Annotated in this window: 21 protein-coding genes and 1 pseudogene; 1 reads left to right on the forward strand and 21 read right to left on the reverse strand. The window is 54.1% G+C overall.

The window, feature by feature from the left end:
* Nucleotides 1-51 precede the first annotated feature (51 nt).
* The 12 genes from ybgE to sdhC form a co-directional block, all read right to left on the reverse strand.
* A complete protein-coding gene (gene ybgE, locus HC231_RS16485) occupies nt 52-345 on the reverse strand; it encodes a cyd operon protein YbgE (RefSeq protein ID WP_208227835.1) in 294 nt (97 codons plus the stop codon).
* Complete coding sequence (gene cydX / locus HC231_RS16490; protein ID WP_072065791.1) at nt 342-458, reverse strand: cytochrome bd-I oxidase subunit CydX; 117 nt, start codon at nt 456-458, stop codon at nt 342-344. The genes ybgE and cydX overlap by 4 nt, the downstream gene beginning before the upstream one ends.
* Before the next feature lie 16 nt (nt 459-474).
* Nucleotides 475-1,614, reverse strand: a complete 1,140-nt coding sequence (cydB, locus tag HC231_RS16495; RefSeq protein ID WP_208227836.1) for a cytochrome d ubiquinol oxidase subunit II — start codon at nt 1,612-1,614, stop codon at nt 475-477.
* A 13-nt stretch (nt 1,615-1,627) separates the two neighbouring features.
* On the reverse strand, nt 1,628-3,196 hold the full coding sequence (cydA, locus tag HC231_RS16500) for a cytochrome ubiquinol oxidase subunit I (protein ID WP_208227837.1): 1,569 nt from the start codon (nt 3,194-3,196) through the stop codon (nt 1,628-1,630).
* Between the two features lie 1,062 nt (nt 3,197-4,258).
* Nucleotides 4,259-5,131, reverse strand: a complete 873-nt coding sequence (sucD, locus tag HC231_RS16505) for a succinate--CoA ligase subunit alpha (protein WP_208227838.1) — start codon at nt 5,129-5,131, stop codon at nt 4,259-4,261.
* Nucleotides 5,131-6,297, reverse strand: coding sequence for an ADP-forming succinate--CoA ligase subunit beta (sucC, locus tag HC231_RS16510; protein ID WP_208227839.1), 1,167 nt, complete (start codon nt 6,295-6,297; stop codon nt 5,131-5,133). The genes sucD and sucC overlap by 1 nt, the downstream gene beginning before the upstream one ends.
* A 128-nt stretch (nt 6,298-6,425) precedes the next feature.
* Nucleotides 6,426-7,667: a 2-oxoglutarate dehydrogenase complex dihydrolipoyllysine-residue succinyltransferase gene (gene odhB / locus HC231_RS16515; RefSeq protein WP_208227840.1), complete on the reverse strand. Its 1,242-nt coding sequence runs from the start codon at nt 7,665-7,667 to the stop codon at nt 6,426-6,428.
* A 15-nt stretch (nt 7,668-7,682) separates the two neighbouring features.
* Entirely contained in the window at nt 7,683-10,490 is a 2,808-nt protein-coding gene (gene sucA, locus HC231_RS16520; RefSeq protein WP_208227841.1) for a 2-oxoglutarate dehydrogenase E1 component, read from the reverse strand.
* Between the two features lie 318 nt (nt 10,491-10,808).
* On the reverse strand, nt 10,809-11,525 hold the full coding sequence (locus tag HC231_RS16525; protein WP_208227842.1) for a succinate dehydrogenase iron-sulfur subunit: 717 nt from the start codon (nt 11,523-11,525) through the stop codon (nt 10,809-10,811).
* A gap of 17 nt (nt 11,526-11,542) precedes the next feature.
* Nucleotides 11,543-13,309, reverse strand: a complete 1,767-nt coding sequence (gene sdhA, locus HC231_RS16530; protein WP_208227843.1) for a succinate dehydrogenase flavoprotein subunit — start codon at nt 13,307-13,309, stop codon at nt 11,543-11,545.
* Complete coding sequence (gene sdhD / locus HC231_RS16535) at nt 13,309-13,656, reverse strand: succinate dehydrogenase membrane anchor subunit (RefSeq protein ID WP_208227844.1); 348 nt, start codon at nt 13,654-13,656, stop codon at nt 13,309-13,311. The genes sdhA and sdhD overlap by 1 nt, the downstream gene beginning before the upstream one ends.
* A complete protein-coding gene (sdhC, locus tag HC231_RS16540; protein WP_208227845.1) occupies nt 13,650-14,039 on the reverse strand; it encodes a succinate dehydrogenase cytochrome b556 subunit in 390 nt (129 codons plus the stop codon). Before sdhC ends, sdhD begins: the two co-directional genes overlap by 7 nt.
* 641 nt (nt 14,040-14,680) lie before the next feature.
* Between sdhC and HC231_RS16545 the strand changes: the two genes are divergently transcribed.
* On the forward strand, nt 14,681-15,967 hold the full coding sequence (locus HC231_RS16545; protein WP_208227846.1) for a citrate synthase: 1,287 nt from the start codon (nt 14,681-14,683) through the stop codon (nt 15,965-15,967).
* A 165-nt stretch (nt 15,968-16,132) separates the two neighbouring features.
* Here the strand turns inward: HC231_RS16545 and nei are convergent, their stop codons facing one another.
* The 9 genes and pseudogenes from nei to HC231_RS16590 all read right to left on the reverse strand — a co-directional run bounded on the left by nei (nt 16,133) and on the right by HC231_RS16590 (nt 23,743).
* Complete coding sequence (nei, locus tag HC231_RS16550) at nt 16,133-16,924, reverse strand: endonuclease VIII (RefSeq protein ID WP_208227847.1); 792 nt, start codon at nt 16,922-16,924, stop codon at nt 16,133-16,135.
* A gap of 31 nt (nt 16,925-16,955) precedes the next feature.
* Nucleotides 16,956-17,602: pseudogene (pcp, locus tag HC231_RS16555) on the reverse strand (pyroglutamyl-peptidase I).
* Between the two features lie 54 nt (nt 17,603-17,656).
* Nucleotides 17,657-18,394, reverse strand: coding sequence for a 5-oxoprolinase subunit PxpA (pxpA, locus tag HC231_RS16560; RefSeq protein ID WP_208227848.1), 738 nt, complete (start codon nt 18,392-18,394; stop codon nt 17,657-17,659).
* On the reverse strand, nt 18,384-19,313 hold the full coding sequence (gene pxpC / locus HC231_RS16565; protein WP_208227849.1) for a 5-oxoprolinase subunit PxpC: 930 nt from the start codon (nt 19,311-19,313) through the stop codon (nt 18,384-18,386). The genes pxpA and pxpC overlap by 11 nt, the downstream gene beginning before the upstream one ends.
* Nucleotides 19,307-19,963 (reverse strand): 5-oxoprolinase subunit PxpB, encoded by a 657-nt coding sequence (pxpB, locus tag HC231_RS16570; protein WP_208231378.1) that lies wholly within the window; start codon nt 19,961-19,963, stop codon nt 19,307-19,309. The genes pxpC and pxpB overlap by 7 nt, the downstream gene beginning before the upstream one ends.
* A gap of 130 nt (nt 19,964-20,093) precedes the next feature.
* Nucleotides 20,094-20,837 carry a type 2 GTP cyclohydrolase I gene (locus tag HC231_RS16575; protein ID WP_208227850.1) on the reverse strand — a complete coding sequence of 248 codons (744 nt, stop codon included), beginning with the start codon at nt 20,835-20,837 and terminating at the stop codon, nt 20,094-20,096.
* The gene (gene phrB, locus HC231_RS16580) at nt 20,830-22,296 is read right to left on the reverse strand and encodes a deoxyribodipyrimidine photo-lyase (RefSeq protein ID WP_208227851.1); all 1,467 of its coding nucleotides are present in this window, start codon (nt 22,294-22,296) and stop codon (nt 20,830-20,832) included. The genes HC231_RS16575 and phrB overlap by 8 nt, the downstream gene beginning before the upstream one ends.
* Before the next feature lie 21 nt (nt 22,297-22,317).
* Nucleotides 22,318-23,277, reverse strand: coding sequence for a YbgA family protein (locus tag HC231_RS16585; protein WP_208227852.1), 960 nt, complete (start codon nt 23,275-23,277; stop codon nt 22,318-22,320).
* Between the two features lie 259 nt (nt 23,278-23,536).
* The gene (locus HC231_RS16590) at nt 23,537-23,743 is read right to left on the reverse strand and encodes a YbfA family protein (RefSeq protein WP_208227853.1); all 207 of its coding nucleotides are present in this window, start codon (nt 23,741-23,743) and stop codon (nt 23,537-23,539) included.
* Nucleotides 23,744-23,999 lie beyond the last annotated feature (256 nt).

Here is a 23,999-nt window from a genome sequence, read left to right on the forward strand (position 1 = left end):
AATAATTATGGGTTGCAAGCAACCCATAACCAAATGGAATAGACGATAGGGTTACCGGAAGAAATGATAGAGTCCTAACGCCAGGATCGCCAGGGCCGGAAGCGGACTGAAAAACGCCCGCCAACGCAGCCGGCGAGGGCGAAATCCGACGCCGTGAACGACGCCCGCGCAAACGGCCCAAATCAACAGAAACCCCTGCCAGACCGATAGTTCGCTGGTTCTCGCCGCAAAACGGCCGGGATCCCAGAAAACACATCCGGCGGTCATCAGCGCCATGATAAGGGAAAGAGCCCGAAGCGGGCTCTTATCCATCAGACGATACAACTTATCGACCAAATCACTCATTGAGTTTCATCTTCGGTCTTTTGGCTTGCCTCGCTCTGCTCAAGCGCCAGGGCGGTAATGATCCCTAGTGAACAAGCAAGAAGCGTTCCGAGTATCCAAGCAAAATACCACATAAATTAAGCTCCTTACTTAGTACATTGAGTGAGTGTTCTGCTCAATATGTTCTTTGGTAATGCGTCCGAACATTTTGTAGTAACACCACGCGGTATAAGACAGCACAATCGGGACGAAGATAATCGCCACCACCGTCATCACTTTCAGCGTCAGCAGGCTTGAGGTCGCATCCCACATAGTCAGACTGACATTCGGCATAGTGACCGACGGCATAATGAAGGGGAACATCGCCACACCGGCGGTCAAAATCACGCAAGCAATGGTCAACGAAGAGAACAGGAAGGCCATCGCGCCCTTCTCCATCCGCGCCATGACGGTAGTCAACAGCGGTAATACTACCCCCAACAACGGAATTACCCACAGCACCGGGTGGTTGTTGAAGTTAATCAGCCAGGCGCCGGCCTGATGCGCAACTTCTTTATGCAGCGGATTGGATTCAGCCGCCGTATTTATGGCGGAAGTCACGACATAACCATCAATGCCGTAAATCACCCAAATACCGGCCAGCACGAAAGTCACCATCATGACCAGAGCGGCAATCTGCGCGACGGACTTGGCGCGAACGTGCAAATCGCCGCTGGTGCGCATCATCAGATATGTTGCGCCATGAGCCACAATCATCGCCAGACTGACCACCCCGGTCAGTAGCCCGAACGGATTCAGAAGCTGGAAGAAATTACCGGTATAGTACAGGCGCAGATATTCATCGACATGGAACGGCACGCCCTGCAACAGGTTGCCGAAAGCCACGCCAATCACCACCGGCGGAACGAAACTGCCGATGAAGATGCCCCAGTCCCACATACCGCGCCAGCGCGGATCTTCGATTTTGGAACGATAGTCAAAACCGACGGGACGGAAGAACAGCGACGCCAATACCAGGATCATCGCAATATAAAAACCGGAAAATGCGGCGGCGTAGACCATCGGCCAGGCGGCAAACAGCGCGCCGCCCGCGGTGATCAGCCATACCTGGTTTCCGTCCCAGTGCGGGGCAATACTGTTGATCATCACACGGCGTTCGGTGTCACTTCGTCCCATCAGACGAACCAACACCCCTACCCCCATGTCAAAACCATCGGTGACGGCAAAACCAATCAGCAGAATGCCGATCAACAGCCACCAGATAAATCGTAATACTTCATATTCAAACATAGTGGACTCCCGTTTACCGTGCTTCCTGCGCGACCGCTATCGGCTGCTCAAAATGGTAGCGACCCGTTTTCAGGCTGCTTGGCCCCAGACGCGCGAATTTGAACATCAGATACATTTCCGCAATCAGGAACAGCGTATACAGACCACAAATCAGCCCCATAGAGAATAGGATATCGCCTGCGGTTAGTGATGAGTTCGCAACCGCAGTCGGCAATATTTCACCGATAGCCCAAGGCTGACGGCCATACTCGGCAACGAACCACCCTGCTTCCACTGCGATCCACGGCAATGGGATACCGTACAACGCGGCGCGGTGCAGCCATTTTTTCTCGCCGATTTTGCCGCGCAGCACGGTCCAGAAAGAGAGACCGATAATAAGCAGCATCAATACGCCGCACGCCACCATGATACGGAAAGAGAAATACAGCGGCGCGACACGCGGGATGGAATCCTTCGTCGCCTGCTGGATTTGCGCTTCGGTCGCGTCAGAAACTTTCGGCGTATAGCGTTTCAGCAACATGCCGTAGCCCAGATCCTGCTTGGACTCGTTAAACGCAGCTTTAATCGCGGGATCGGTATTGCCGGCGCGCAGTTCTTCCAGAAGCTGATAGGCTTTCATACCGTTGCGAATACGCACTTCGTGCTGTTCCATCAGCTCTTTCAGACCGGTAACCTGCTTATCGGTGGAGCGAGTCACGATCAGCCCCATCAGATAAGGGATACGGATCGCATAATCGTTTTCCAGAGTCTCCTGATTAGGAATACCAATCAGCGTGAAAGACGCCGGAGCCGGTTGGGTTTCCCATTCTGCTTCGATAGCGGCCAGTTTGGTTTTCTGCACGTCGCCCATTTCATAACCGGATTCATCGCCCAGTACGATAACAGAGAGAACGGAAGCAAGACCGAAGCTGGCGGCGATAGCGAATGAACGCTTGGCGAAAGCGATGTCGCGGCCTTTTAGCAGATAGTAGGAACTGATGCCCAGAATGAACATCGCGCCGGTACAGTAGCCGGCGGCGACGGTGTGAACGAATTTCACCTGAGCAACCGGATTCAGCACCAGCGAGGCGAAGCTCACCATTTCCATACGCATGGTTTCATAGTTGAAATCAGAGGCGATGGGGTTTTGCATCCAGCCGTTTGCCACCAGGATCCATAGAGCGGAGAAGTTGGAACCCAACGCGACGAGCCAGGTGACCGCCATATGTTGAACTTTTCCCAAACGATCCCAGCCGAAAAAGAACAGACCAACAAAGGTGGATTCAAGGAAAAATGCCATCAAGCCTTCAATGGCGAGCGGAGCGCCGAAGATATCTCCGACATAATGCGAAAAGTATGACCAGTTGGTGCCAAACTGAAACTCCATCGTCAGCCCGGTCGCCACACCCAGAGCAAAGTTAATTGCGAATAACTTGCCCCAGAATTTAGTCATATCTTTATAGATTTGTTTGCCAGACAGCACATATACCGTTTCCATAATCGCCAGCAGAAACGCCATCCCCAGCGTTAACGGCACGAATAGAAAATGGTACATTGCGGTTAAGGCAAACTGTAAGCGTGACAGTTCGACTATATCAAACATCTTGACTCCTTGCTCCTCGCAGGAAGGTTTTAAGCTAACAAGCCACTAAACACCCGTCAGTAAACACCCGAAAAAGAACACAACAGAAATTGCTTCAGCACAGGCTTTAACGAACGCCGGAAAATCCCCCGGCGAATCCAACAGCAAGCCAAAGAAAAATCACAAATATTACAAGTATCGTATCCTAAGATAGAGTATCGGTATATTACGCCTGTAATCCCATACAATAAATAGGTTTTTACGTGACTCAGATTGGGTTTTTGATTTCAAATCAACTTTTGGGGTAAGGCCGATCTTACGCAATAATTGATTTGGCGCAATTTAAGCGCATTTCTAAAAATATATCCATAGACAAATCTTGATCTAAAACAAATCAAGCGTTTATTGTTAATTAACAGGTTATAATGATTTCATGTTAATCGCATTTGTTAAATCCATGTATCACATTGGTTTAAATTAAAGCTAGCCTGGTAATATATTTTTTACTTTATTGCCGATAATTTATCTTATGTGCTGTTCTTTCTATTCGTTTCTATTCGCCTATCTATTGTTCACGCTGTATTTAAAGAATTAATTACGCCTCTTTATTGCTACACAATTGCAGTAATTAATTAACAATAATCATCAACGATTAGAACTGACCGAATGTATTAAAATTCCGCCATAAAAAATCGCCGGGAGCGATTTTAAACGTCGCTGGCGACGGCCCGTAGGGTGGCGGGCAGGGATAGCACGCCATAAAAAATCGCCGGGAGCGATTTTAAACGTCGCTGGCGACGGCCCGTAGGGTGGCGGGCAGGGATAGCACGCCATAAAAAATCGCCGGGAGCGATTTTAAACGTCGCTGGCGACGGCCCGTGGGGTGGCGGGCAGGGATAGCACGCCATAAAAAATCGCCGGGAGCGATTTTAAACGCCGCTGGCGGCGGCCCGTAGGGTGGCGGGCAGGACGCCCGCCATAAAAAAAGCCACCTATGTACATCAGGTGGCCAAACATGTCGAACTTTGCAATCACGAGGTCATAACAGTCGGTCTGCTATACCCTTCGTCTTATATAGCCGAATCATCGTTCGAGAACGCTTTTTACCGCATCGCCGATATCGGCCAGACTGCGCACCGTTTTCACCCCGGCGGCTTCCAGCGCGGCAAACTTATCATCAGCGGTGCCTTTGCCGCCGGCGATAATTGCCCCGGCATGCCCCATACGCTTGCCTTTGGGCGCGGTAACGCCGGCAATGTAGCTGACGACGGGTTTCGTCACGTGCTCTTTGATGTAGGCCGCGGCCTCTTCTTCCGCCGTTCCGCCGATCTCGCCGATCATAACGATCGCTTCGGTCTGCGGATCCTGCTCAAACAGTTGCAAAATATCAATGAAGCTGGAGCCGGGAATAGGGTCGCCGCCGATCCCCACGCAGGTGGACTGGCCCAGTCCTGCATCGGTTGTCTGTTTTACCGCTTCGTAAGTCAGAGTGCCGGAACGGGAAACAATACCGACTTTCCCCGGCAGATGAATGTGTCCGGGCATAATGCCGACCTTGCACTCGTCAGGCGTGATAACGCCCGGACAGTTCGGACCAATCATTCGCACGCCGTTCTGATCCAGCTTGACCTTAACAATCAGCATATCCAGCGTCGGGATACCTTCGGTAATGCAGATAATCAACTTAATTCCGGCATCAATGGCTTCCAGAATCGAGTCCTTACAAAACGGCGCGGGCACATAAATAACGGAGACGGTCGCGCCGGTGGCTTCGATAGCTTCATGCACGGTATTAAAAACCGGTAATCCCAAATGTTCGGTGCCGCCTTTGCCCGGCGTTACGCCCCCAACGAGCTTCGTGCCGTAAGCAAGCGCTTGCTCGGAGTGAAAAGTCCCCTGACTGCCGGTAAATCCCTGGCAAATAACTTTGGTGTCTTTATTAATCAGAATGGACATTACTTATCTCCCGTTGCCGCAACGACTTGCTGAGCCGCATCGATCAGACTGGTCGCGGCAATAATATTCAGGCCGCTATCCGCCAATTTCCGGGCGCCCACATCCGCGTTGTTGCCCTCCAGGCGCACAACGACAGGTACGTTAACGCCCACTTCCGCGACGGCGCCGATGATACCGTCGGCGATCAAATCGCAACGCACGATGCCGCCAAAGATATTGACCAATACGGCTTTGACGTTGTCATCAGACAGGATGATTTTGAACGCTTCCGTTACGCGCTCTTTGGTGGCTCCGCCGCCCACGTCAAGGAAGTTAGCCGGCGCCCCGCCGTGCAGCTTGACGATATCCATCGTCCCCATCGCCAGACCGGCGCCATTCACCATACAGCCGATGTTTCCGTCCAGCGCCACATAATTCAGCTCCCACTGAGCGGCGTGCGCTTCGCGGGAATCTTCCTGAGTCGGATCCTGCATTTCGCGCAGTTCAGGCTGACGGAACAATGCGTTACCGTCTACCGCCAGTTTGCCGTCCAGGCAGATCAAATCGCCCTGTTTGGTGATGACCAATGGATTAATCTCCACCAGCGACAAATCACGCTCCAGAAACATCTTCGCCAGCCCCATGAAAATTTTGCTGAACTGCGCGACTTGTTTACCGCTTAAGCCCATTTTGAAAGCCAGCGCACGCCCCTGATAGGGCTGAGGCCCGGTTAGCGGATCCAATACGGCTTTATGAATCCGTTCCGGAGTTTCCGCGGCGACTTTTTCAATTTCCACCCCGCCTTCCGTGGATGCCATAAACACCACGCGACGGCTGCCGCGATCGACAACCGCGCCCAGGTAGAGTTCTTTATCGATATCGGTCGCCTCTTCCACCAGAATCTGGTGAACGGGTTGGCCAAGCGCATCCGTCTGATACGTAACCAGATTTTTGCCCAGCCAACTTTCAGCAAACGCGCGGATATCCTCTTTGTTGCTGACGACCTTCACTCCGCCCGCTTTACCCCGGCCCCCTGCGTGAACCTGGCATTTAACCACCCAAGGACCCGCACCAATTTTTGATGCGGCCTCTTCCGCCTCACGCGGCGTAGTACAAGCATAGCCGACCGGTGTCGGTAACCCATATCGAGCAAAAAGTTGTTTTGCCTGATATTCATGTAAATTCATGATGTTCTATCCATTCAGGTTTTCGTTTTTTGAGAACGTCGTTAACAGCAACGACCTGCATAGCACATAATTATAATTATGAAGTTATGAGGGGTAAGCATCGATCGCCTACCCTACCGCCCGCCAAATTAGATATCCAACAACAGACGAGTCGGATCTTCCAGCATCTCTTTTATCGTAACCAGGAAGCTTACGGACTCACGGCCATCGATCAGGCGATGATCGTAGGACAGCGCCAGATACATCATTGGCAGAATGACAACCTGACCATCCACAGCCATCGGACGGTCTTTAATCGCATGCATGCCAAGAATCGCGCTTTGAGGCGGGTTAATAATCGGGGTCGACATCAGCGAACCAAAAACACCACCGTTGGTAATAGTAAAATTACCGCCGGTCAACTCTTCAACGGTCAACTTGCCATCGCGCCCTTTCAACGCCAGCTCTTTGATCCGTTTTTCAATTTCAGCCATCCCCAACGTATCAACATCATGCAGCACCGGCGTCACCAGACCGCGTGGCGTTGATACGGCGATACTGATATCAAAATAGTTATGATAAACCACATCTTCGCCGTCAATGGACGCATTGACTTCCGGGAAACGCTTCAACGCTTCAACTACCGCCTTGAGATAGAAAGACATAAATCCTAAACGCACACTGTGACGCTTTTCAAACATTTCACCGTAATGCTTGCGCAGATCCATAATCGGCTTCATGTTGACTTCATTGAACGTCGTCAACATCGCCGTACTATTTTTCGCTTCCAGCAGGCGTTCAGCCACGCGCTTGCGCAGCCGCGTCATCGGCACGCGCTTTTCGCTACGACCGGCTAATGCCGGAGCCGTTGCGGGGGACGAAGCCGGCGTGGCCGCGGGCTTATCTTCTTTTTCTTTTCCGGCGTCTTTCTTCTGCGCGGACAGATATTTGTCAATATCTTCGCGGGTAATGCGGCCGCCGACGCCACTGCCCTTAATGTCGGCAGGATTCAGATCGTGCTCCGCGATCAGACGACGGATCGCCGGGCTAAGCGCATCGTTGTTTTCATCTTCCAGGCCCGCAGTATAACGCTGCGCCGGCGTAGACTCTTTACTTTGGGGCTTTTCGCTGGTCTCTTTCCCTGAACTGTCGCCCAGACGGAGACGAGCCAGCACCTGGCGAGAGGTCACGGTGGCGCCTTCATCTTCCAAAATCGCATCCAGAACCCCCGCTTCGGACGCGGGCACTTCCAGTACGACTTTGTCGGTTTCAATTTCGACCAGCACTTCATCGCGCTGGACGCTATCGCCTGGTTTCTTATGCCAGGTAGCCACGGTTGCATCGGCTACCGATTCTGGCAAATCAGGGACAAAAATATCTACGCTACTCATTATCTATCCTTTTATTTAATCAACGTTCAGCGCGTCATTAACCAGAGCTTGCTGCTGTTTCTGGTGTACGGACAAATAGCCAACAGCGGGTGAAGCGGAGGCTGGACGTCCGGCGTAACGTAAAGAAGCCCCGAATGGAATGACTTCACGGAAATGATGCTGACTGCAATACCAGGCGCCCTGGTTCAGCGGCTCTTCCTGACACCACACGAAATCAAGGACGTGAGAGAACGGCTCCAGTGCGGCCTGCACCGCCTGATGCGGGAAGGGATAAAGCTGTTCGATACGCACCAGCGCCACATCTTTCTGCTCGTTTTTACGACGTTGTTCCAGCAGATCATAATAAACCTTACCGGAACAGAGAACGACGCGCTTGACCGCTTTAGGGTCCAAATCATCGGTTTCGCCAATCGCCGGCTGGAAGCTGCCGTTAGCCAGATCCTCCAGAGAGGAAATCGCCAGCGGGTGACGCAGCAGCGATTTCGGCGACATCACAATCAGCGGACGGCGCATGCCGCGCAGCGCCTGGCGGCGGAGCATGTGATAAACCTGCGCCGGCGTGGAGGGGATACACACCTGCATATTCTGCTCGGCGCACAGTTGCAGATAGCGTTCCAGGCGGGCCGAAGAGTGTTCCGGCCCCTGCCCTTCATAGCCGTGCGGCAGCAGCATCACCAGCCCGCACATCCGTCCCCATTTTTGCTCGCCGGAGCTGATGAACTGATCGATAACCACCTGGGCGCCGTTGGCGAAATCGCCAAACTGCGCTTCCCAGATAGTCAGAGTGCGCGGTTCGGCCGTCGCATAGCCATACTCAAACGCCAGTACCGCCTCTTCCGACAGCACCGAATCCCAGACTTTGAACTCGCCCTGCGCATTATGTACATGCTCAAGCGGCGTATAACCTGAACCATTTTTCTGATTATGCACCACGGCATGGCGATGGAAGAAGGTTCCGCGACCGGTGTCCTCGCCGGACAGCCGCACCGAAACGCCGTCATCGACCAGCGTCGCATAGGCCAGCATTTCCGCGCCGCCCCAATCGAACGGTTTGTCGCCCTTCGCCATTTCCGCCCGATCGCGGTACACCTTGGCCACGCGCGGCTGCATTTCTATCGCTTCGGGAATTTCGCTGATGCGCTTGGCCAGTTCCTGCAAACGCTTCATCTCGACCTTGTTCGGATAGGGTTCGTCCCACTCGTGATTCAGATAGGGCGACCAGGTGAAGGCCTGCATATCCATCTCGCGCCGCTCTTCCACCACACATTCCCCGCTATCCAGCGCATCGCGATACAGATTGATCATTTCGGTGGCGTCTTCCAGCGTCACCACCTGCTCCTGTTCCAGCCGATCGGCATACACTTTACGCGGCGTCGGATGTTTTTTAATTTTCCGGTACATCATCGGCTGGGTGGCGCTAGGCTCATCGGCCTCGTTATGGCCGTGGCGGCGGTAACAAATCAGGTCGATAAACACGTCGCGCTTAAAGGTATTACGGAAATCCAGCGCAATACGGGTAACGAAAGCCACCGCCTCCGGGTCGTCGGAGTTAACGTGGAAAATGGGCGCCTGCACCATTTTACCGATATCCGTGCAATACTCCGTGGAGCGGATATCCAGCAGGTTAGAGGTGGTGAATCCGATACGGTTATTAATAACGATACGCAGCGTTCCCCCCACTTCATAACCGCGCACTTTGGACATGTTCAGCGTTTCCTGCACCACGCCCTGTCCGCTGATGGCCGCGTCACCGTGGATGGTCACCGGCAGAACCAGCGTACCGACCGGATTATCCAGACGATCGAGCCGCGCGCGCACCGAGCCGGTCACCACCGGGCTGACGATTTCCAGGTGCGAGGGGTTAAAGGCCAGCGCCAGATGCACCAATCCGCCTTCCGTTTCCAGATCGGAGGAAAAACCCTGGTGATATTTCACATCGCCAGTGCCCAGATGCTCTTTATGCTTGCCGGAGAATTCATCAAACAAATCCTGCGGCTTCTTCCCGACCACATTAATCAGCACATTCAGGCGACCACGATGCGCCATGCCGAGCACAACCTCACGCGTGCCATTGTTGCCCGCATGACGCACCAGCTCTTTCAGCATCGGCACCAAGACATCGCCGCCCTCCAGCGAAAAACGCTTGGCGCCGGGGAATTTGGCGCCGAGATAACGCTCCAGACCTTCGGCGGCGGTCAGCTCTTTCAGGAAACATTTTTTCTCATCGGCGGTGAAGGAAGGCTGCCCCATCACGGACTCAATACGATGCTGAATCCAGCGTTTTTCTTCCGTATTGGTGATGTGCATATACTCAGCCCCGATCGAGCCGCAGTAGGTCTGCTTCAGCGCCTGGTACAAGTCGCCCAGGTTCATGGTGTCTTTGCCGATGGCAAATGAACCCACGTTGAAGGTTTCCTGCAAGTCATCCTGGGTCAGATTGTGGTAATCAAGATCCAGCTCAGGCACCGGGATCTGAGGACGTAAATTCAGGGGATCGAGATTAGCCTGTTGATGACCGCGAAAGCGAAAGGCATTGATAAGCTGCAATACCTTGACCTGCTTCGCATCGCTGTCAGGATCGGTAATCGACGAGGTATAACGTGAGGAATCCTTCGCCAGACGGCGAAAATATTCGCGAGTTTTGGAGTGGAGCTGATCCGGTTTAATCCCAGCCGTAGGCAACTGCTGGAAGATAGAACGCCAGCTATGATCGATTGAGTCTGGATCGGTTAAAAAATCTTCATAGAGCTGCTCTATGTAGGACTGGTTTGCGCCCGCCAGATAGGAGGAATCCAGCCAGGCCTTCATTGCGCCGTTCTGCATTATGATCCCTTAAGCTAATAAGCTTCAGTTTTCGCCGTGGTTAACATGTTATTCGTGCCGTATAAAATCGGTTGCCGTAAAACGGTTCATTTGCCGCTCCCTAGTGCGGAGCGCCCATTAAGGAACCTTTAAAAACCGCTTCTGGCGCCAAGCCCGTTTTTAAAGGTTTCCTGCCATCTCCCCGGACCGAAGCCGGTTTCAGGAAGATGGTCTGTCTAACGATAAAACCCTGCGTTACGCCCGCGGCGTCTTCCCTGCCAGCGGAAGCGGATCCCCGCCGACCGCCGCGGAGATAACGAAAATCCCTCGCCCGCCCGGTTACCCGTTGCGCTGCAGCAACATGGATTTAATGTGGCCAATCGCCCGCGTCGGGTTAAGGCCTTTCGGACAAACATTGACGCAGTTCATAATGCTATGACAGCGGAATACGCTGAAAGCATCGTCCAGGTCGTCCAGTCTGGGCTTGGTTTCCGTATCGCGGCTATCAATCAGGAAGCGGTATGCGGCCAGCAGGCCCGCCGGCCCGACGAACTTATCTGGGTTCCACCAGAACGACGGGCAAGAGGTCGAGCAGCAGGCACACATGATACATTCATATAATCCATCCAGCTTTTCACGCTGCTCTGGTGACTGTAAATGTTCACGCGCCGGAGGATTCTTTCCGTTATTCAACAGGTAAGGTTTTATTTTCTCATATTGTGCATAGAATTGCCCCATATCTACCACCAAATCTCGCACAACGGGCAATCCTGGCAGGGGCCGGATGATGATTTTACTGTTTCCGCGGCGTAATGCCGATACCGGAGTGATGCAGGCCAGGCCATTTTTACCGTTCATGTTAACGCCGTCCGAGCCGCAAACGCCTTCACGGCATGAACGGCGGAACGATAAGGTCGGATCCTGCTCCTTGAGTAGAATCAAGGCGTCCAGCAGCATCATGTCGCGCCCTTCTTCCGCCTCCAACTGGTAGTCCTGCATCCGCGGCGCATTATCAACATCCGGGTTGTAACGATAAATAGAAAATTCAAGTTTCATCAGTCGATCCCCCGCGATTAATAAGTACGCACTTTCGGCGGGAAAGCCGGGCGCAGTTTAGGCTGCATGTTCACCTCGCGGCGCGTCATGCTATCGGTTTGCGGCAGATACAGCGAATGACATAACCAATTTTTATCGTCACGATCAGGATAGTCGAAACGGCTGTGCGCGCCACGGCTTTCGGTTCGGTAATTGGCGGACACGGCTGTCGCATACGCCGTTTCCATCAGATTATCCAGCTCCAGGCATTCAACCCGTTGGGTATTGAATTCGGTGGAGTGGTCATCCAGCCGCGCGCTCTTCAACCGCTCGCGGATCACCTTCAGCTCTTCCAGACCTTTCGCCATCGCCTCCCCTTCGCGGAAAACCGAGAAATTGTGTTGCATACAGGACTGCAACGCCTTGCGAATCTCCACCGGGTCTTCGCCTGAACGGGCGTTGTTCCAGCGGTTAAGACGTTCAAGAGAGCCTTCAATATCCGATTCGCCGGCGTCGCGGAACGCGCCCTGCTCTTCCAGCGATTCCTTTAAATGCATCCCCGCCGAGCGGCCGAACACCACCAGATCGAGCAGCGAATTACCGCCCAGACGGTTGGCGCCATGAACAGAAACGCAGGCGATTTCACCCACGGCGAACAAACCGGGGATGACGACATCCTCGCCTTGCTCGTTGATGGTCAGCGCCTGACCGCTGACTTTGGTCGGGATCCCCCCCATCATATAGTGGCAGGTCGGAATCACCGGGATCGGCTCTTTCACCGGATCGGCGTGAGCAAAGGTGCGGGACAGTTCAAGGATCCCCGGCAAACGCGACTCCAGAACCTCTTTACCCAAATGATCCAGCTTCAGCTTGACATGCGGTCCCCACGGCCCTTCACAACCCCGGCCTTCACGGATCTCGATCATAATGGAACGGGCGACCACATCGCGACCGGCCAAATCTTTGGCATTCGGCGCGTAGCGTTCCATAAAACGCTCGCCGTGTTTATTCAGCAGATAGCCGCCTTCGCCGCGGCAGCCTTCGGTCACCAGCACCCCGGCGCCGGCGATGCCCGTCGGGTGGAACTGCCACATCTCCATATCCTGCACCGGCACGCCGGCGCGTAGCGCCATACCGACGCCGTCGCCGGTATTGATATGCGCATTGGTCGTAGACTGGTAGATACGGCCCGCGCCGCCGGTCGCCAGAACGGTGGCGCGCGCTTTGAAATAGACGACTTCCCCCGTTTCGATACAAATCGCGGTACAGCCAACCACCGCGCCATCCTGATTTTTCACCAGATCGAGCGCGTACCATTCGGAAAAGATGGTGGTGTGGTTTTTCAGATTCTGCTGGTACAGGGTATGCAACAGGGCATGGCCGGTACGGTCGGCGGCGGCGGCGGTACGGGCTGCCTGTTCGCCGCCAAAGTTTTTGGATTGCCCGCCGAACGGGCGCTGATAAATTCGGCCATCGTCCAGGCGCGAAAACGGCAATCCCATGTGTTCCAGCTCCAGAACCGCTTCCGGGCCGGTTTTACACATATATTCAATCGCGTCCTGATCGCCGATATAGTCGGAACCTTTCACGGTGTCATACATATGCCATTCCCAGTTGTCTTCATGGGTGTTACCCAGCGCAACGGTAATGCCGCCCTGCGCGGACACGGTATGGGAACGGGTTGGAAATACTTTGGATAACAGGGCGCAGGACAACCCCATCTGTGATATTTGCAGCGCGGCGCGCATACCTGCGCCGCCTGCTCCGACAACGACTGCATCAAACTCTCTGATTGGCAGATTCATTACGCCCCCCACACCACAATAGTTCCATAAATGACGTACACCAGCAGCGTGACCACAATCGCCAACTGTAAAGTCAGACGCAAAGCCAACGGTTTGATGTAATCGGTCAGCACTTGCCACAACCCTATCCATGCATGCACCAGGATGGAAAACAGCGTGAGCAGCGTGAAGACTTTGGTGAGCGTCATCGCGAAGAAGGCGCGCCAGATTTCATAGGTTATGTTATTAGCGGAGACAATAAAGCCAATCAGATAAACGACATACAACACAATGACGATGGCGGAAGCGCGAATCAGCAACCAATCGTGTACGCCATTTCGTCCTAACGCAGAAGCATTGCTTACCATACGAGGACTCCAGCCAGAAGTGAAAGCACGACAGTAACGACAAAAGAGATATTGGCCGAAAGATTACCGGCGGAAAGGCTTTCTTCTATGTAGCCAAAGTCCATCATCAGGTGACGTAAGCCGCCCACAAGATGGTAGGCCAGCGCAGTAAGAATGCCCCAGACGATAAATTTGACCATGAAGCTATCCATTATCTCCGCAGCGCGTAAGAATCCCGCCTCTGAAGAAAGCGAGAGTCCCAACAGCCACAGCAGGATGCCGATAGCGACAAAGGTGATAACGCCAGATACACGGTGAAGAATAGAGGCTATCGCAGTAACGGGAAATTGGATCGTTTGCAGATCCAGATTAACAGGTCTTTGTTTTTTCACAGATTTGCCCACACAGCTTTTATTATTGTGTTTTCCTCCGGGCCTTGATGAGGTCAGACAGCATGAATGAATGCCGAAAACCTGAAACTCGTTTTACGATACGCGCTCAAACATCGACATTCCGGTATCTAAACAGCGCATGTTCCATTCATACTGGGTGCTCCAACTGCAAGGTATCCCGGAGACCTGACGAAAGTATAGGTTCTTCACATATCCATTACAATTAACACACAAAATGTTTGGTGACATTTCCCTTGAATAGTGACTCATGTCACGAATTTTACATTTCATACAAAAGCAATCATGTTATTTGACAAAATTTCAACATTTGAATTACAACTTCGGCGTTAAATTCCCTATGCTGTAGTAAAGCTCAGCGGTTACTTCTTCCCCGCCGCCACAACTTATGTAACAGTGGGACGGATAACCATGTAAAAGTGATAGATATCACTATGACAAATTCAGAGAATGATTAATTATCTGGAGAACGATGTATTCATCCCGAAGGCAGCTGGGCTTTCAGCTCCACTCTGTACCCTATTGACGATGCGTCGCTACAGAGTTTCAGCCGGTCTATCATTAAGCCGGTTTACAGGCATGACGGTATTTCTTCGGTGAAAAAAGTTTTAAATTAAAGCGCTAGGAGACTATAAATGACTGACAAAAAAGCAACGCTTACGCTAGACGGTAAAGACCCGATTGAACTTGACGTGCTAACCGGTACGTTGGGACAAAAAGAGATCGATATCCGAGCTTTGGGCTCCAAAGGGTTGTTTACATTTGATCCCGGTTTCACCTCCACCGCATCCTGCGAATCTAAAATCACCTATATCGACGGTGAAGAGGGCATTTTATTACACCGTGGTTTCCCTATCGCCCAGTTGGCTGAAAAATCCAACTATCTCGAAGTTTGCTATATCCTGCTTTTCGGCGAAGCGCCGACGCAGGAGCAGTTCGACACGTTTAAAACCACGGTAACGCGCCACACTATGATCCATGAACAGATTACCCGTCTGTTCCACGGCTTTCGTCGTGACTCGCACCCTATGGCCGTACTGTGCGGCGTGACCGGCGCTCTGGCCGCGTTCTACCATGATTCGCTGGATATCAGCATCGAACGCCACCGTGAAATCGCCGCTTACCGCTTGCTGTCTAAAATGCCGACCGTTGCCGCCATGTGTTACAAATACTCGCTCGGTCAACCCTTTGTTTACCCCAAAAACAACCTCTCTTATGCCGGTAACTTTCTGTACATGATGTTCGCGACGCCGTGCGAAGAGTATGAAGTGAACCCGGTATTGGAACGCGCCATGGATCGTATTTTGATTCTGCACGCCGACCACGAACAGAACGCCTCAACCTCCACGGTGAGAACGGCGGGATCGTCCGGCGCCAACCCGTTCGCCTGTATCGCCGCGGGTATTGCGTCTCTATGGGGACCGGCGCACGGCGGAGCGAACGAAGCCTGTTTGCGCATGCTGGAAGAGATCAGCTCCGTTGAACATATTCCGGCGTTTATCAAGCGGGCCAAAGACAAGAACGATTCATTCCGTCTGATGGGATTCGGTCACCGCGTGTATAAAAACTATGACCCGCGCGCAACCGTGATGCGCGAAACCTGTCACGAGGTGTTGAAGGAATTGGGCAGAAAAGACGACCTGCTGGAAGTCGCCATGGAACTGGAAAACATCGCGCTGAATGACCCGTACTTCATTGAGAAGAAGCTGTATCCGAACGTCGATTTCTACTCAGGCATCATTCTGAAAGCGATGGGCATCCCCTCTTCCATGTTTACCGTGATCTTCGCCATGGCGCGTACCGTCGGCTGGATCGCCCACTGGAATGAAATGCATGACGACGGGATTAAAATTGCGCGTCCGCGTCAGCTCTATACCGGCTACGCCAAACGTGATTTTGCATCCAATCTGCAGAAAGATTGATCGGCCCAGTAAAACAAAGGCCGGAGCTCCCGGCCTGCATGACGAACGTCTCAGTTTTTACCCCGCCCCGGCCATCCCCTCCACTGGAGAGGGGGGCAATCCGGCTTCTTTAGTCGGTTATCTCCCCCTGATAAGCTGTCTTTGTGAAAAACGCTCCTGCGTTTTTTATTTCTGACAAGCGGGACACCAGAAAAACGGGCGCGAAGCCAGCGTCGTTTTCTCAATAATACGCCCGCAGCGCGGACAGGCCTCGCCTTCACGATGAAACACCTTGAAAGAGAAAACGGCGCCATGATGGCGGTTTTCATCCGCCGCGCCGCGCGTGTTATAGGACAAACGGGGAATATCAAGCAGCGCCCGGCTCAAAGTTTGCAGCTGTTCGGCGCTCAAATCCTGCGCGCAATGCTGCGGAGCCAGCTGCGCCTGCCAAAGAATCTCGGCTCGCAGGTAGTTTCCCAGCCCGGCAAGAAAAGCCTGGTCGAGCAATAAGCCGCTGAACCGGCGACGGCGAAACCGCGCAGAGAGTAACCGTTCGCTGACCTGCTCCGGCGTCAGCGTCAGATCCAACACATCGGGACCGATACGCTGCAAGAAGGGGTGAGAGGAGAGCGAATCCACCGTCAGCATTTCAACGTCGGAAGCGCTATAAAGCAGAACGGCCTGCTCCGCCGTTTCCAGTCTGACCCGCAGATCGCGTTTGGTTTCCGGCGTTTCCCCCGCCTTCGCCACCCGCCATACGCCATATAACTGGTTATGGCTGTAAAGCACCAGGCCGCTGGTGAAATAGGTCAGCAGAGCTTTACCCCGGGTAACGATCCGCTCAACCTTTTGTCCGATTAGCGCCGGCTCATACTGTTTTAGTTCAGGGAAAGCGAACCAGACGCGGGTTAATCTCTTTCCAACCATTGCCGCCGCCAGTTGGTCTGCCGCTCGGCGGATTTCCGGTCCTTCCGGCATGAATCGCTCCGTAATAAAAAAATCCAGACAGCTAGTGTAAGGAACCTCCGGCGACAGGCATATCCTGCCGCGCCAATAGCGACTGGCTGATGATAATTTCCAGCGCGTCGCTTACCGTACTGGTCGGCATGCAGGGTTCGCCAGGATGATCGACCGCCTGCCGTGGCGAATGAGGGACGTGCACAAAACCGCCGCGTACCGCGTCGCCCTGCTGATAGAGAAGATGCAACAGACCATACATCAGATGGTTGCAAACAAAGGTGCCCGCCGTCTGCGATACCGATGCCGGAATACCGGCGCCGCGCAGCGCAGCGACCAACGCTTTTACCGGCAAAGTTGAAAAATAAGCGGCTGGACCGCCTTCAATCACCGGCGTATCAATAGGTTGATTGCCCTGATTATCCGCTATACGCGCATCATTAACATTAATCGCCACCCGTTCTACCGAGATATCGGCTCGTCCCCCGCTTCGCCGACGGCGATGACGACCTCCGGCTGCCACTGCGCCACCGCGCGATAAAGCTGCTGTAAAGCCAGATCGAATACGCAAGGAAGCTGGCAGACGACAACTCTGGCTCCGGCGATCTCACGCTGATGAAAAATTTTCGCTGCTTCCCATGACGCATTGCAACTCTCGCCGCCAAAAGGTTCGAACGCGGTAATTAATACGGTTTTCATCTGCCCTCGCTTAGGCGGTAGTGGTCTGGATCAGACGCGCGATCGCATCACGTATCATGCAGCGGTAACGTTAATCTGATGCTGAGAAAAACAGTTGCGCAACTTGCGCGCGAATGTCAGCGCATGCTGCCCATCGCCATGAACACAGACGGTATCCGCCTGAACATCGACCCAGGAGCCATCGCTGGCGCGAACGCGCTTGCGTTGGATCATTTCCAACGTTTGGGCTAAGGCGAGATCGTCGCTGTTGATCAGCGCGCCCGATTGCGAACGCGGCACCAAAGAGCCATCCGGCAAATAACAGCGATCGGCAAACACTTCCTGCCGGGTTACCAGGCCTAATCGCTGTCCGGCCCGAATCAGTTCGCTGCCGGCCAACCCTACCAGACGCAACGCCGGATTAATCATTTTCACCGCGCGGGCGATGGCGTCGGCCAGCGCGGGCTCGCGGGCCGCCTGATTGTAAAGCATGCCATGCGGTTTGACGTGGACCAGCTTTCCACCTTCCGCCGCCGCTATCGCGGCCAGCGCGCCGATCTGATAAACCACCTGGGCAAAAACCGTCTCGGCGGGCAACTGCATCTCTTTACGGCCAAAATTTTCACGGTCCGGGAAGCTCGGATGCGCGCCAATAGCGACGCCGTAGTCAATGCCCCAACGCACCGACTGCCGCATGGTCTGAGCATCTCCCGCATGAAATCCACAGGCAATATTTGCCGAACTGACCAGTTTTAACAATGCCTCATCATTCTCGCCGCCTTCGCCCAGGTCGGCATTCAGGTCAATAATCATGTAGCCTCCACGCCAGTTGTTCAAGATAACGCTGCTGCTCCTGTGCCGCGCGCTGGGCCTCTGCCAGCGTACAACGAATAAAATGCACCGGCTCCCCCAGACGTATTTGCGCCAGATGGTATAGATCGGCCTCAATCACGCAGGCAATACGCGGATAGCCGCCGGTGGTTTGCGCATCGGCCAGCAACACGATCGGATGACCGTTATGCGGCACCTGCACCACGCCCGGCAGCAGGCCATGCGATGACATTTCCCGCGGGGTGGTCCGCTGTAATTCCGGCCCCTGTAGCCGATAGCCCATCCGGTTGCTTTGCGGACTGAGATGCCAGGGCGTGCGCCAGAATTTCTCTTGCGCGTCTTTGCTGAACTCCTGGTATTCCGGCCCCGGCAAGGCTCTAACGCGGTTGCCGAACAGCAGTTGCTTCACTCCGATTTCCCTGGCCGGCAACCGGGCGGCGGTTCCCAGCGCCAGCTCATCGCCATCCGCCAGCAAACGTCCGGCAAATCCGCCGAAACCCGCCTTCAGATCGGTACTGCGCGACCCTAGCGCTTCCGCCACCTCAATGCCGCCGGAAACCGCCAGATAACTGCGCATCCCGTGGCGCGGCAGATGCATTTTCAATGTTTGTCCGGCGGTTACGGCAAAACGCCAGCCGGTCCACAACGGTTTGCCATCCAACTCGGCATGGCAGTCGGCCCCGGTCAACGCGACCCAGCAAGGCGACGTAAAAGTAGCGGCGAATCTTCCCAGCGTGATTTCCAGCGCGGCGGCATTCTCTTCGTTGCCCACCAACAGATTCGCCAGCTTGAGCGCGGGTATATCCAGCGCGCCGGACTGACTGATGCCCAGACGGCGAAAGCCGAAGCGTCCGGTATCCTGTACCGAGGTATACAATCCGGAATGAATAATTTTCAGCATATGCCCGCCTTCTGAGGCAAAAACCGAATATTATCGCCAGGGCGCAATAATGTCGGCGGCATGCTTTGTGGGTTGAACAAAGCCAGCGAAGTACGGCCAATCAGTTGCCAGCCGCCCGGCGTTGATAACGGGTAAATACCGGTCTGAGAGCCGCCGATGCCAACCGAGCCGGCCGCCACTCTCAGTCTGGGTTCAGAGCGGCGGGGAACATATAGCCTTTCGTCCAACCCACCCAGATAGGCAAAGCCAGGCTGAAAGCCGAGAAAATAAACGATATAGCTGGCGGAGGCGTGCGCTTCCACCACCTGTTTTTCAGTCATGCGGCAATGATCGGCGACCAGCGCCAAATCCGGCCCGGCCTCTCCGCCATAGGTCACTGGGATATCAATATCACGGGGCTCGAATACCAATGACTCGCTGTCTTCCCACCAGCGTTGCAGGCGCTCAATCGCATCCAGCGCGGACTGTTGCGGATGTTCCAGCAGCACCGTCAAGTTGTTCATTCCCGGAATCGCTTCCTGCACCGCTTCATGGTGATTCAAACGTTCGGCCAGCCCCCAGATGCGCTGCTGGCTTAGCAGCGTCATCGGTGGTTCCAGTTCCAGAACCACGCTCTTCTCGCCCAGCAGATAACATCGCGCCCGTTGCAATCTGTTCTCCTGCATCACGTTATGTGCTTTTCCTATGATTATGGGGAAAGCAAAAAAGATACCAAAATGACTTTTTGTACTGCCTTTTGTCGTTTTTGACCGTATGCTGTTAATAAAAAAGCGTTAACCATCAAGCCGGATTGGGAATATCAATAAACGTCACGTCAAAACCATGCTGCTGAGCCAGCCAATCCCCCAGCGCGCGGACCCCTCCCCGCTCCGTGGCGTGATGCCCGGCGGCAAAAAAATGCACCCCCATTTCACGCGCGACGTGGATGGTCTGCTCTGAAACTTCACCGGTAATGAAAGCGTCAACGCCAAATCGCGCCGCCAGCTCGATAAATCCCTGCCCGCCGCCGGTACACCACGCAATTCGACGTATCTGTTGCGGTGCATTATCCCCACAATGCAGCACCGAACGCCCCAATCGGTTTTCCAGACGCCGGCGCAACGCATCGCCGCTAAGTGTCTGAGAGAACTCGCCGTACGGCACCAGCGGTTCAATGGTTCCTAATGCATCGATTTCCAGCAACGCCGCCAGTTGGGCGTTGTTGCCCAATTGGGGATGCGCATCCAGCGGCAGATGGTAGCCATACAGATTAATATCGTTGACCAGCAGCGTTTTCAGCCGGTTACGCTTCATGCCCCGTACAATCGGCGATTCGTTTTTCCAAAAATAACCGTGGTGGACCAGAACGGCATCGGCCTGATGCTCAACGGCGGCATCCAGTAATGCCTGGGAAGCGGTCACGCCGGTGACAATACGCCGCACCTCGCTGCGGCCCTCCACCTGCAAACCATTTGGGGCGTAGTCCTGGAAGGACTCGGCGTTAAGCTGCTGGTTAATCAGTTTTTCCAAATCGCTATTACGCATACTTACTTTTCTCTGGTTGATCGTCATGTGCCATGGCTGAATTTTTCGCGGCGGCAAAGGCCGCCAGCGTCTGCTGTCTCGCCGCTTTGTGATCGACAATCGGCAGCGGGTAGTTCAGAGAGCACGACTGCCGAGCGGCCCACCGATGGGGATGGTGAATATCTTTATCCGGCACCGCGGCCAATTCCGGCAGCCAGCGGCGAATAAAAGCGCCTTGCGGATCGAACCGCTCCCCCTGAGTGGTCGGATTGAAAATACGGAAATAGGGAGCCGCATCCGTTCCGGTGGAAGCCGCCCACTGCCAACCGCCGTTATTCGCCGCAAGATCGCCATCTAACAGTTGCGACATAAAATAGCGCTCCCCTTCACGCCAGTCGATAAGTAAATCTTTCACTAAAAAACTGGCGCAAATCATACGCAGGCGGTTATGCATCCAGCCGGTTTGATTCATCTGCCGCATAGCGGCATCAACAATAGGATAACCGGTGTTTCCCTGCCGCCAGGCGATCAGATCGTCCGGCGAGCGCCGCCATTGAACCTGCTGCGTCCATGCGATAAAAGGTTTGTGCTTACATAAATCCGGCCAGAACACCAACAAATGCCGGTAAAACTCACGCCAGACCAGCTCATTAAACCAGACAAAAGCGCCGCCCTCCCGCTGCTCCAGCAGATCGGGACACTCGGCCCGCAACCGGTTAAAGCACTGACGGGGAGACAGAACGCCCAACGCCAGATAAGGCGATAATTTGCTGGTTCCCGCCAGCGCCGGCAAATCCCGCTGACGCGGGTAGTCCTGTACCTGTTCACGGCAGAACTGACGCAGCCGCTGTAAGGCCGCCGTCTCCCCGGCGGGAAAATCGCGATCAATCTCCTGCTGAGGATAACTGAACGGCGTTAACGCCGCCGTGATATCAACCGCACCGCCGCTTCTCGGCTTCGGAGCGGGAACGCTATCGGTATTCGTTTCCAACAGGCAGTTAATAAACGCCCGCCGAAACGGCGTGAACATCTTGTACATTGCGCCGTCCCCGTTCAGCACACGTCCGGGCGGCAACAACAGCGCGTCATCAAATCCCCGGCATTCAACGCGCCCGGCCAGCAGTTTTTCCACCTCGTTATCGCGCCGCCGTTCATTGATTTCGTACTGGCGGTTATAGAACAGATGCGTGACGGTCTGCTGCCGGCAAAAGTCCGCCAGCCAGTTCGCCGCGGCGGAAAAATCATCGCACTCATGGTAATAAAGGGCGATCCCTTTTTCGGCCAGATCTCGCCGCACCGCGTTGAGATTTTCCAGCAGGAAAGCGGCCTGTCTAGGAGACATATCATGCCGGCGCCACTGCTGCGGCGTGGCGATAAACAGAGCGATAACCCGCGCCTGCGGATCCCGGCAGGCCGCATGTAAAGCCAGGTTATCGGTTATGCGCAAATCATTGCGCAGCCAAACTAAATGCGTGGTCATTAATCATCCTTAGGTCACCCGTCAGTAACCGTAGCGCAGCCTTAGCGCTTCCGGATAAGGCTCAAAGTAGCGCTGTTCCGCAAGGTAAGCATCCGGATATTCCGCCATGTAATGCTTCAGCAAGGCGATGGGCGCCAGCAGGGGTTGCACGCCCTGCCGATAGCGATCGATCAGTTGGGTGAGTTCCTGTCGCTGCGACGAACTAAGCTGGCGGCGGAAATATCCTTGAATATGCATCAAGACATTGGTGTGATTGCGCCGGGTTGCCGGATGCGTCATCAGCTTCATCAACCGCAGGCGGTATTCCCGCGCAAAATCGTCCAACGATTCCCATTTATCGATATCCGCCACAAAACGCCCCAGCGCGCGGTATTCAGGCTGTGAATGGGCCAGCAGCAACAATTTATAACGGCTGTGAAACGCAATCAGCGCCCCGCGGCTAAGACCTTGCCGCCAGATCTGATGCAATTCATGCAGGGTATAAACCCGCTCAATAAAGTTTTCCCGCAGTCCCGGATCGTGCAGACGGCCATCTTCCTCTACCGGCAACCAAGGCAACTGATGCAACAGTTCCTGGGTAAACAGTCCCGTACCGCTTTTGCGCGCGTTCTTTTGCGGCTCGTCATACACTTTGACGCGCTCCATACCGCAACTGGGCGATTTGGCGCACACAATATAGCCGCACAGCTGCTGTAGCTGGCTGACTTTTTCTGCGGAAAAGCGGCGCATCTGCTGAGTGACATCCAGCGGCGAGCCATTACTGGCGCGCAGGGTAATGCTTCCTTCCGCGTTTTTTATCAGCCGCAACGCCGGACGCGGCACCGGCAGCCCAACGGCCATTTCCGGACAAACGGGCTCAAAATGGAAATACGGCGATAATTGCTCGACGGCAAACGCCAGACGCTTATGCCCGCCGTCGAAGCGCACCGGTTTTCCAAGCAGACAGGCGCTTATACCAACCGGGATCGGATCGAACGTCATGATTTATCCCCTTATAAAAAACAATCCGTTATAACCAGCATAGCGGATCCCGCCGCGACGCAGGAAAAACGAAAGGGGAAATAAGGTAAGAAATCATAAGATTAATCGGCGCGTTACATAAAATCGCCGGAAGCGATGTTAAACGGCGCCGGTGACGGCGTGGAACATAACGGCCAGGATGGCCCGCCATAAAAAAACCCGCCGAAGCGGGAGTAAATTAAAAAGAGTATTAAGCAGAATTATTTATATAGCAGATTGATTAATAAAAATCACAGGATGCCGCTTCCGACTGCGCCATCCAAACCGGTTTATCGCTGGTTTTCAGCCAAACACGATGAAGGTAGCTATAGAAACGCGCCCGATCGCGGCGAAACAGCATCACCGGCAGCGCGGCAACGCCGATAAAAACCACGGCGATACGGCGCAGGAGAATACGATAGAAAGGATAAGCGGTATAGGGCGACATGACGATCCTCCAGAGGCCAGTGACCGCGGCCGGCAGGTCACTTATATTAACGATAAAATCCGGATGGAAAACTGATTGGAACTTTACCGCCTTTAGCGCAAATTTTCTACTCATCGGACCAGAAAAAAGTGAAATAATCGGAGTTTGATGACAAATCCATTGTGATGAGAGCGAGATACCCGGAGCGACCACGGGGGTGAGGCGTCCCGACGGGAATCTCCCCTCCGTGTTTCTCTTACAAAAACGCGTGCGTTTT

It is taken from the genome of Brenneria izadpanahii, assembly GCF_017569925.1.
Classification (GTDB): domain Bacteria; phylum Pseudomonadota; class Gammaproteobacteria; order Enterobacterales; family Enterobacteriaceae; genus Brenneria; species Brenneria izadpanahii.

Bases quoted from the DNA above. Each gene is read 5' to 3' on its own strand.
- nei (WP_208227847.1), bottom strand. From the start codon at position 16,924: ATGCCGGAAGGACCGGAAATCCGCCGAGCGGCAGACCAACTGGCGGCG.
- sucC (WP_208227839.1), bottom strand. From the start codon at position 6,297: ATGAATTTACATGAATATCAGGCAAAACAACTTTTTGCTCGATATGGG.
- HC231_RS16585 (WP_208227852.1), bottom strand. From the start codon at position 23,277: ATGACGTTCGATCCGATCCCGGTTGGTATAAGCGCCTGTCTGCTTGGA.
- phrB (WP_208227851.1), bottom strand. From the start codon at position 22,296: ATGACCACGCATTTAGTTTGGCTGCGCAATGATTTGCGCATAACCGAT.
- odhB (WP_208227840.1), bottom strand. From the start codon at position 7,667: ATGAGTAGCGTAGATATTTTTGTCCCTGATTTGCCAGAATCGGTAGCC.
- HC231_RS16590 (WP_208227853.1), bottom strand. From the start codon at position 23,743: ATGTCGCCCTATACCGCTTATCCTTTCTATCGTATTCTCCTGCGCCGT.
- ybgE (WP_208227835.1), bottom strand. From the start codon at position 345: ATGAGTGATTTGGTCGATAAGTTGTATCGTCTGATGGATAAGAGCCCG.
- HC231_RS16575 (WP_208227850.1), bottom strand. From the start codon at position 20,837: ATGCGTAATAGCGATTTGGAAAAACTGATTAACCAGCAGCTTAACGCC.
- sdhD (WP_208227844.1), bottom strand. From the start codon at position 13,656: ATGGTAAGCAATGCTTCTGCGTTAGGACGAAATGGCGTACACGATTGG.
- cydX (WP_072065791.1), bottom strand. From the start codon at position 458: ATGTGGTATTTTGCTTGGATACTCGGAACGCTTCTTGCTTGTTCACTA.
- sucD (WP_208227838.1), bottom strand. From the start codon at position 5,131: ATGTCCATTCTGATTAATAAAGACACCAAAGTTATTTGCCAGGGATTT.
- pxpA (WP_208227848.1), bottom strand. From the start codon at position 18,394: ATGATTATTGACCTGAATGCCGACCTGGGCGAAGGCGGCGAGAATGAT.
- sdhA (WP_208227843.1), bottom strand. From the start codon at position 13,309: ATGAATCTGCCAATCAGAGAGTTTGATGCAGTCGTTGTCGGAGCAGGC.
- cydB (WP_208227836.1), bottom strand. From the start codon at position 1,614: ATGTTTGAATATGAAGTATTACGATTTATCTGGTGGCTGTTGATCGGC.
- sucA (WP_208227841.1), bottom strand. From the start codon at position 10,490: ATGCAGAACGGCGCAATGAAGGCCTGGCTGGATTCCTCCTATCTGGCG.
- pxpC (WP_208227849.1), bottom strand. From the start codon at position 19,313: ATGCTGAAAATTATTCATTCCGGATTGTATACCTCGGTACAGGATACC.
- cydA (WP_208227837.1), bottom strand. From the start codon at position 3,196: ATGTTTGATATAGTCGAACTGTCACGCTTACAGTTTGCCTTAACCGCA.
- HC231_RS16525 (WP_208227842.1), bottom strand. From the start codon at position 11,525: ATGAAACTTGAATTTTCTATTTATCGTTACAACCCGGATGTTGATAAT.
- HC231_RS16545 (WP_208227846.1), top strand. From the start codon at position 14,681: ATGACTGACAAAAAAGCAACGCTTACGCTAGACGGTAAAGACCCGATT.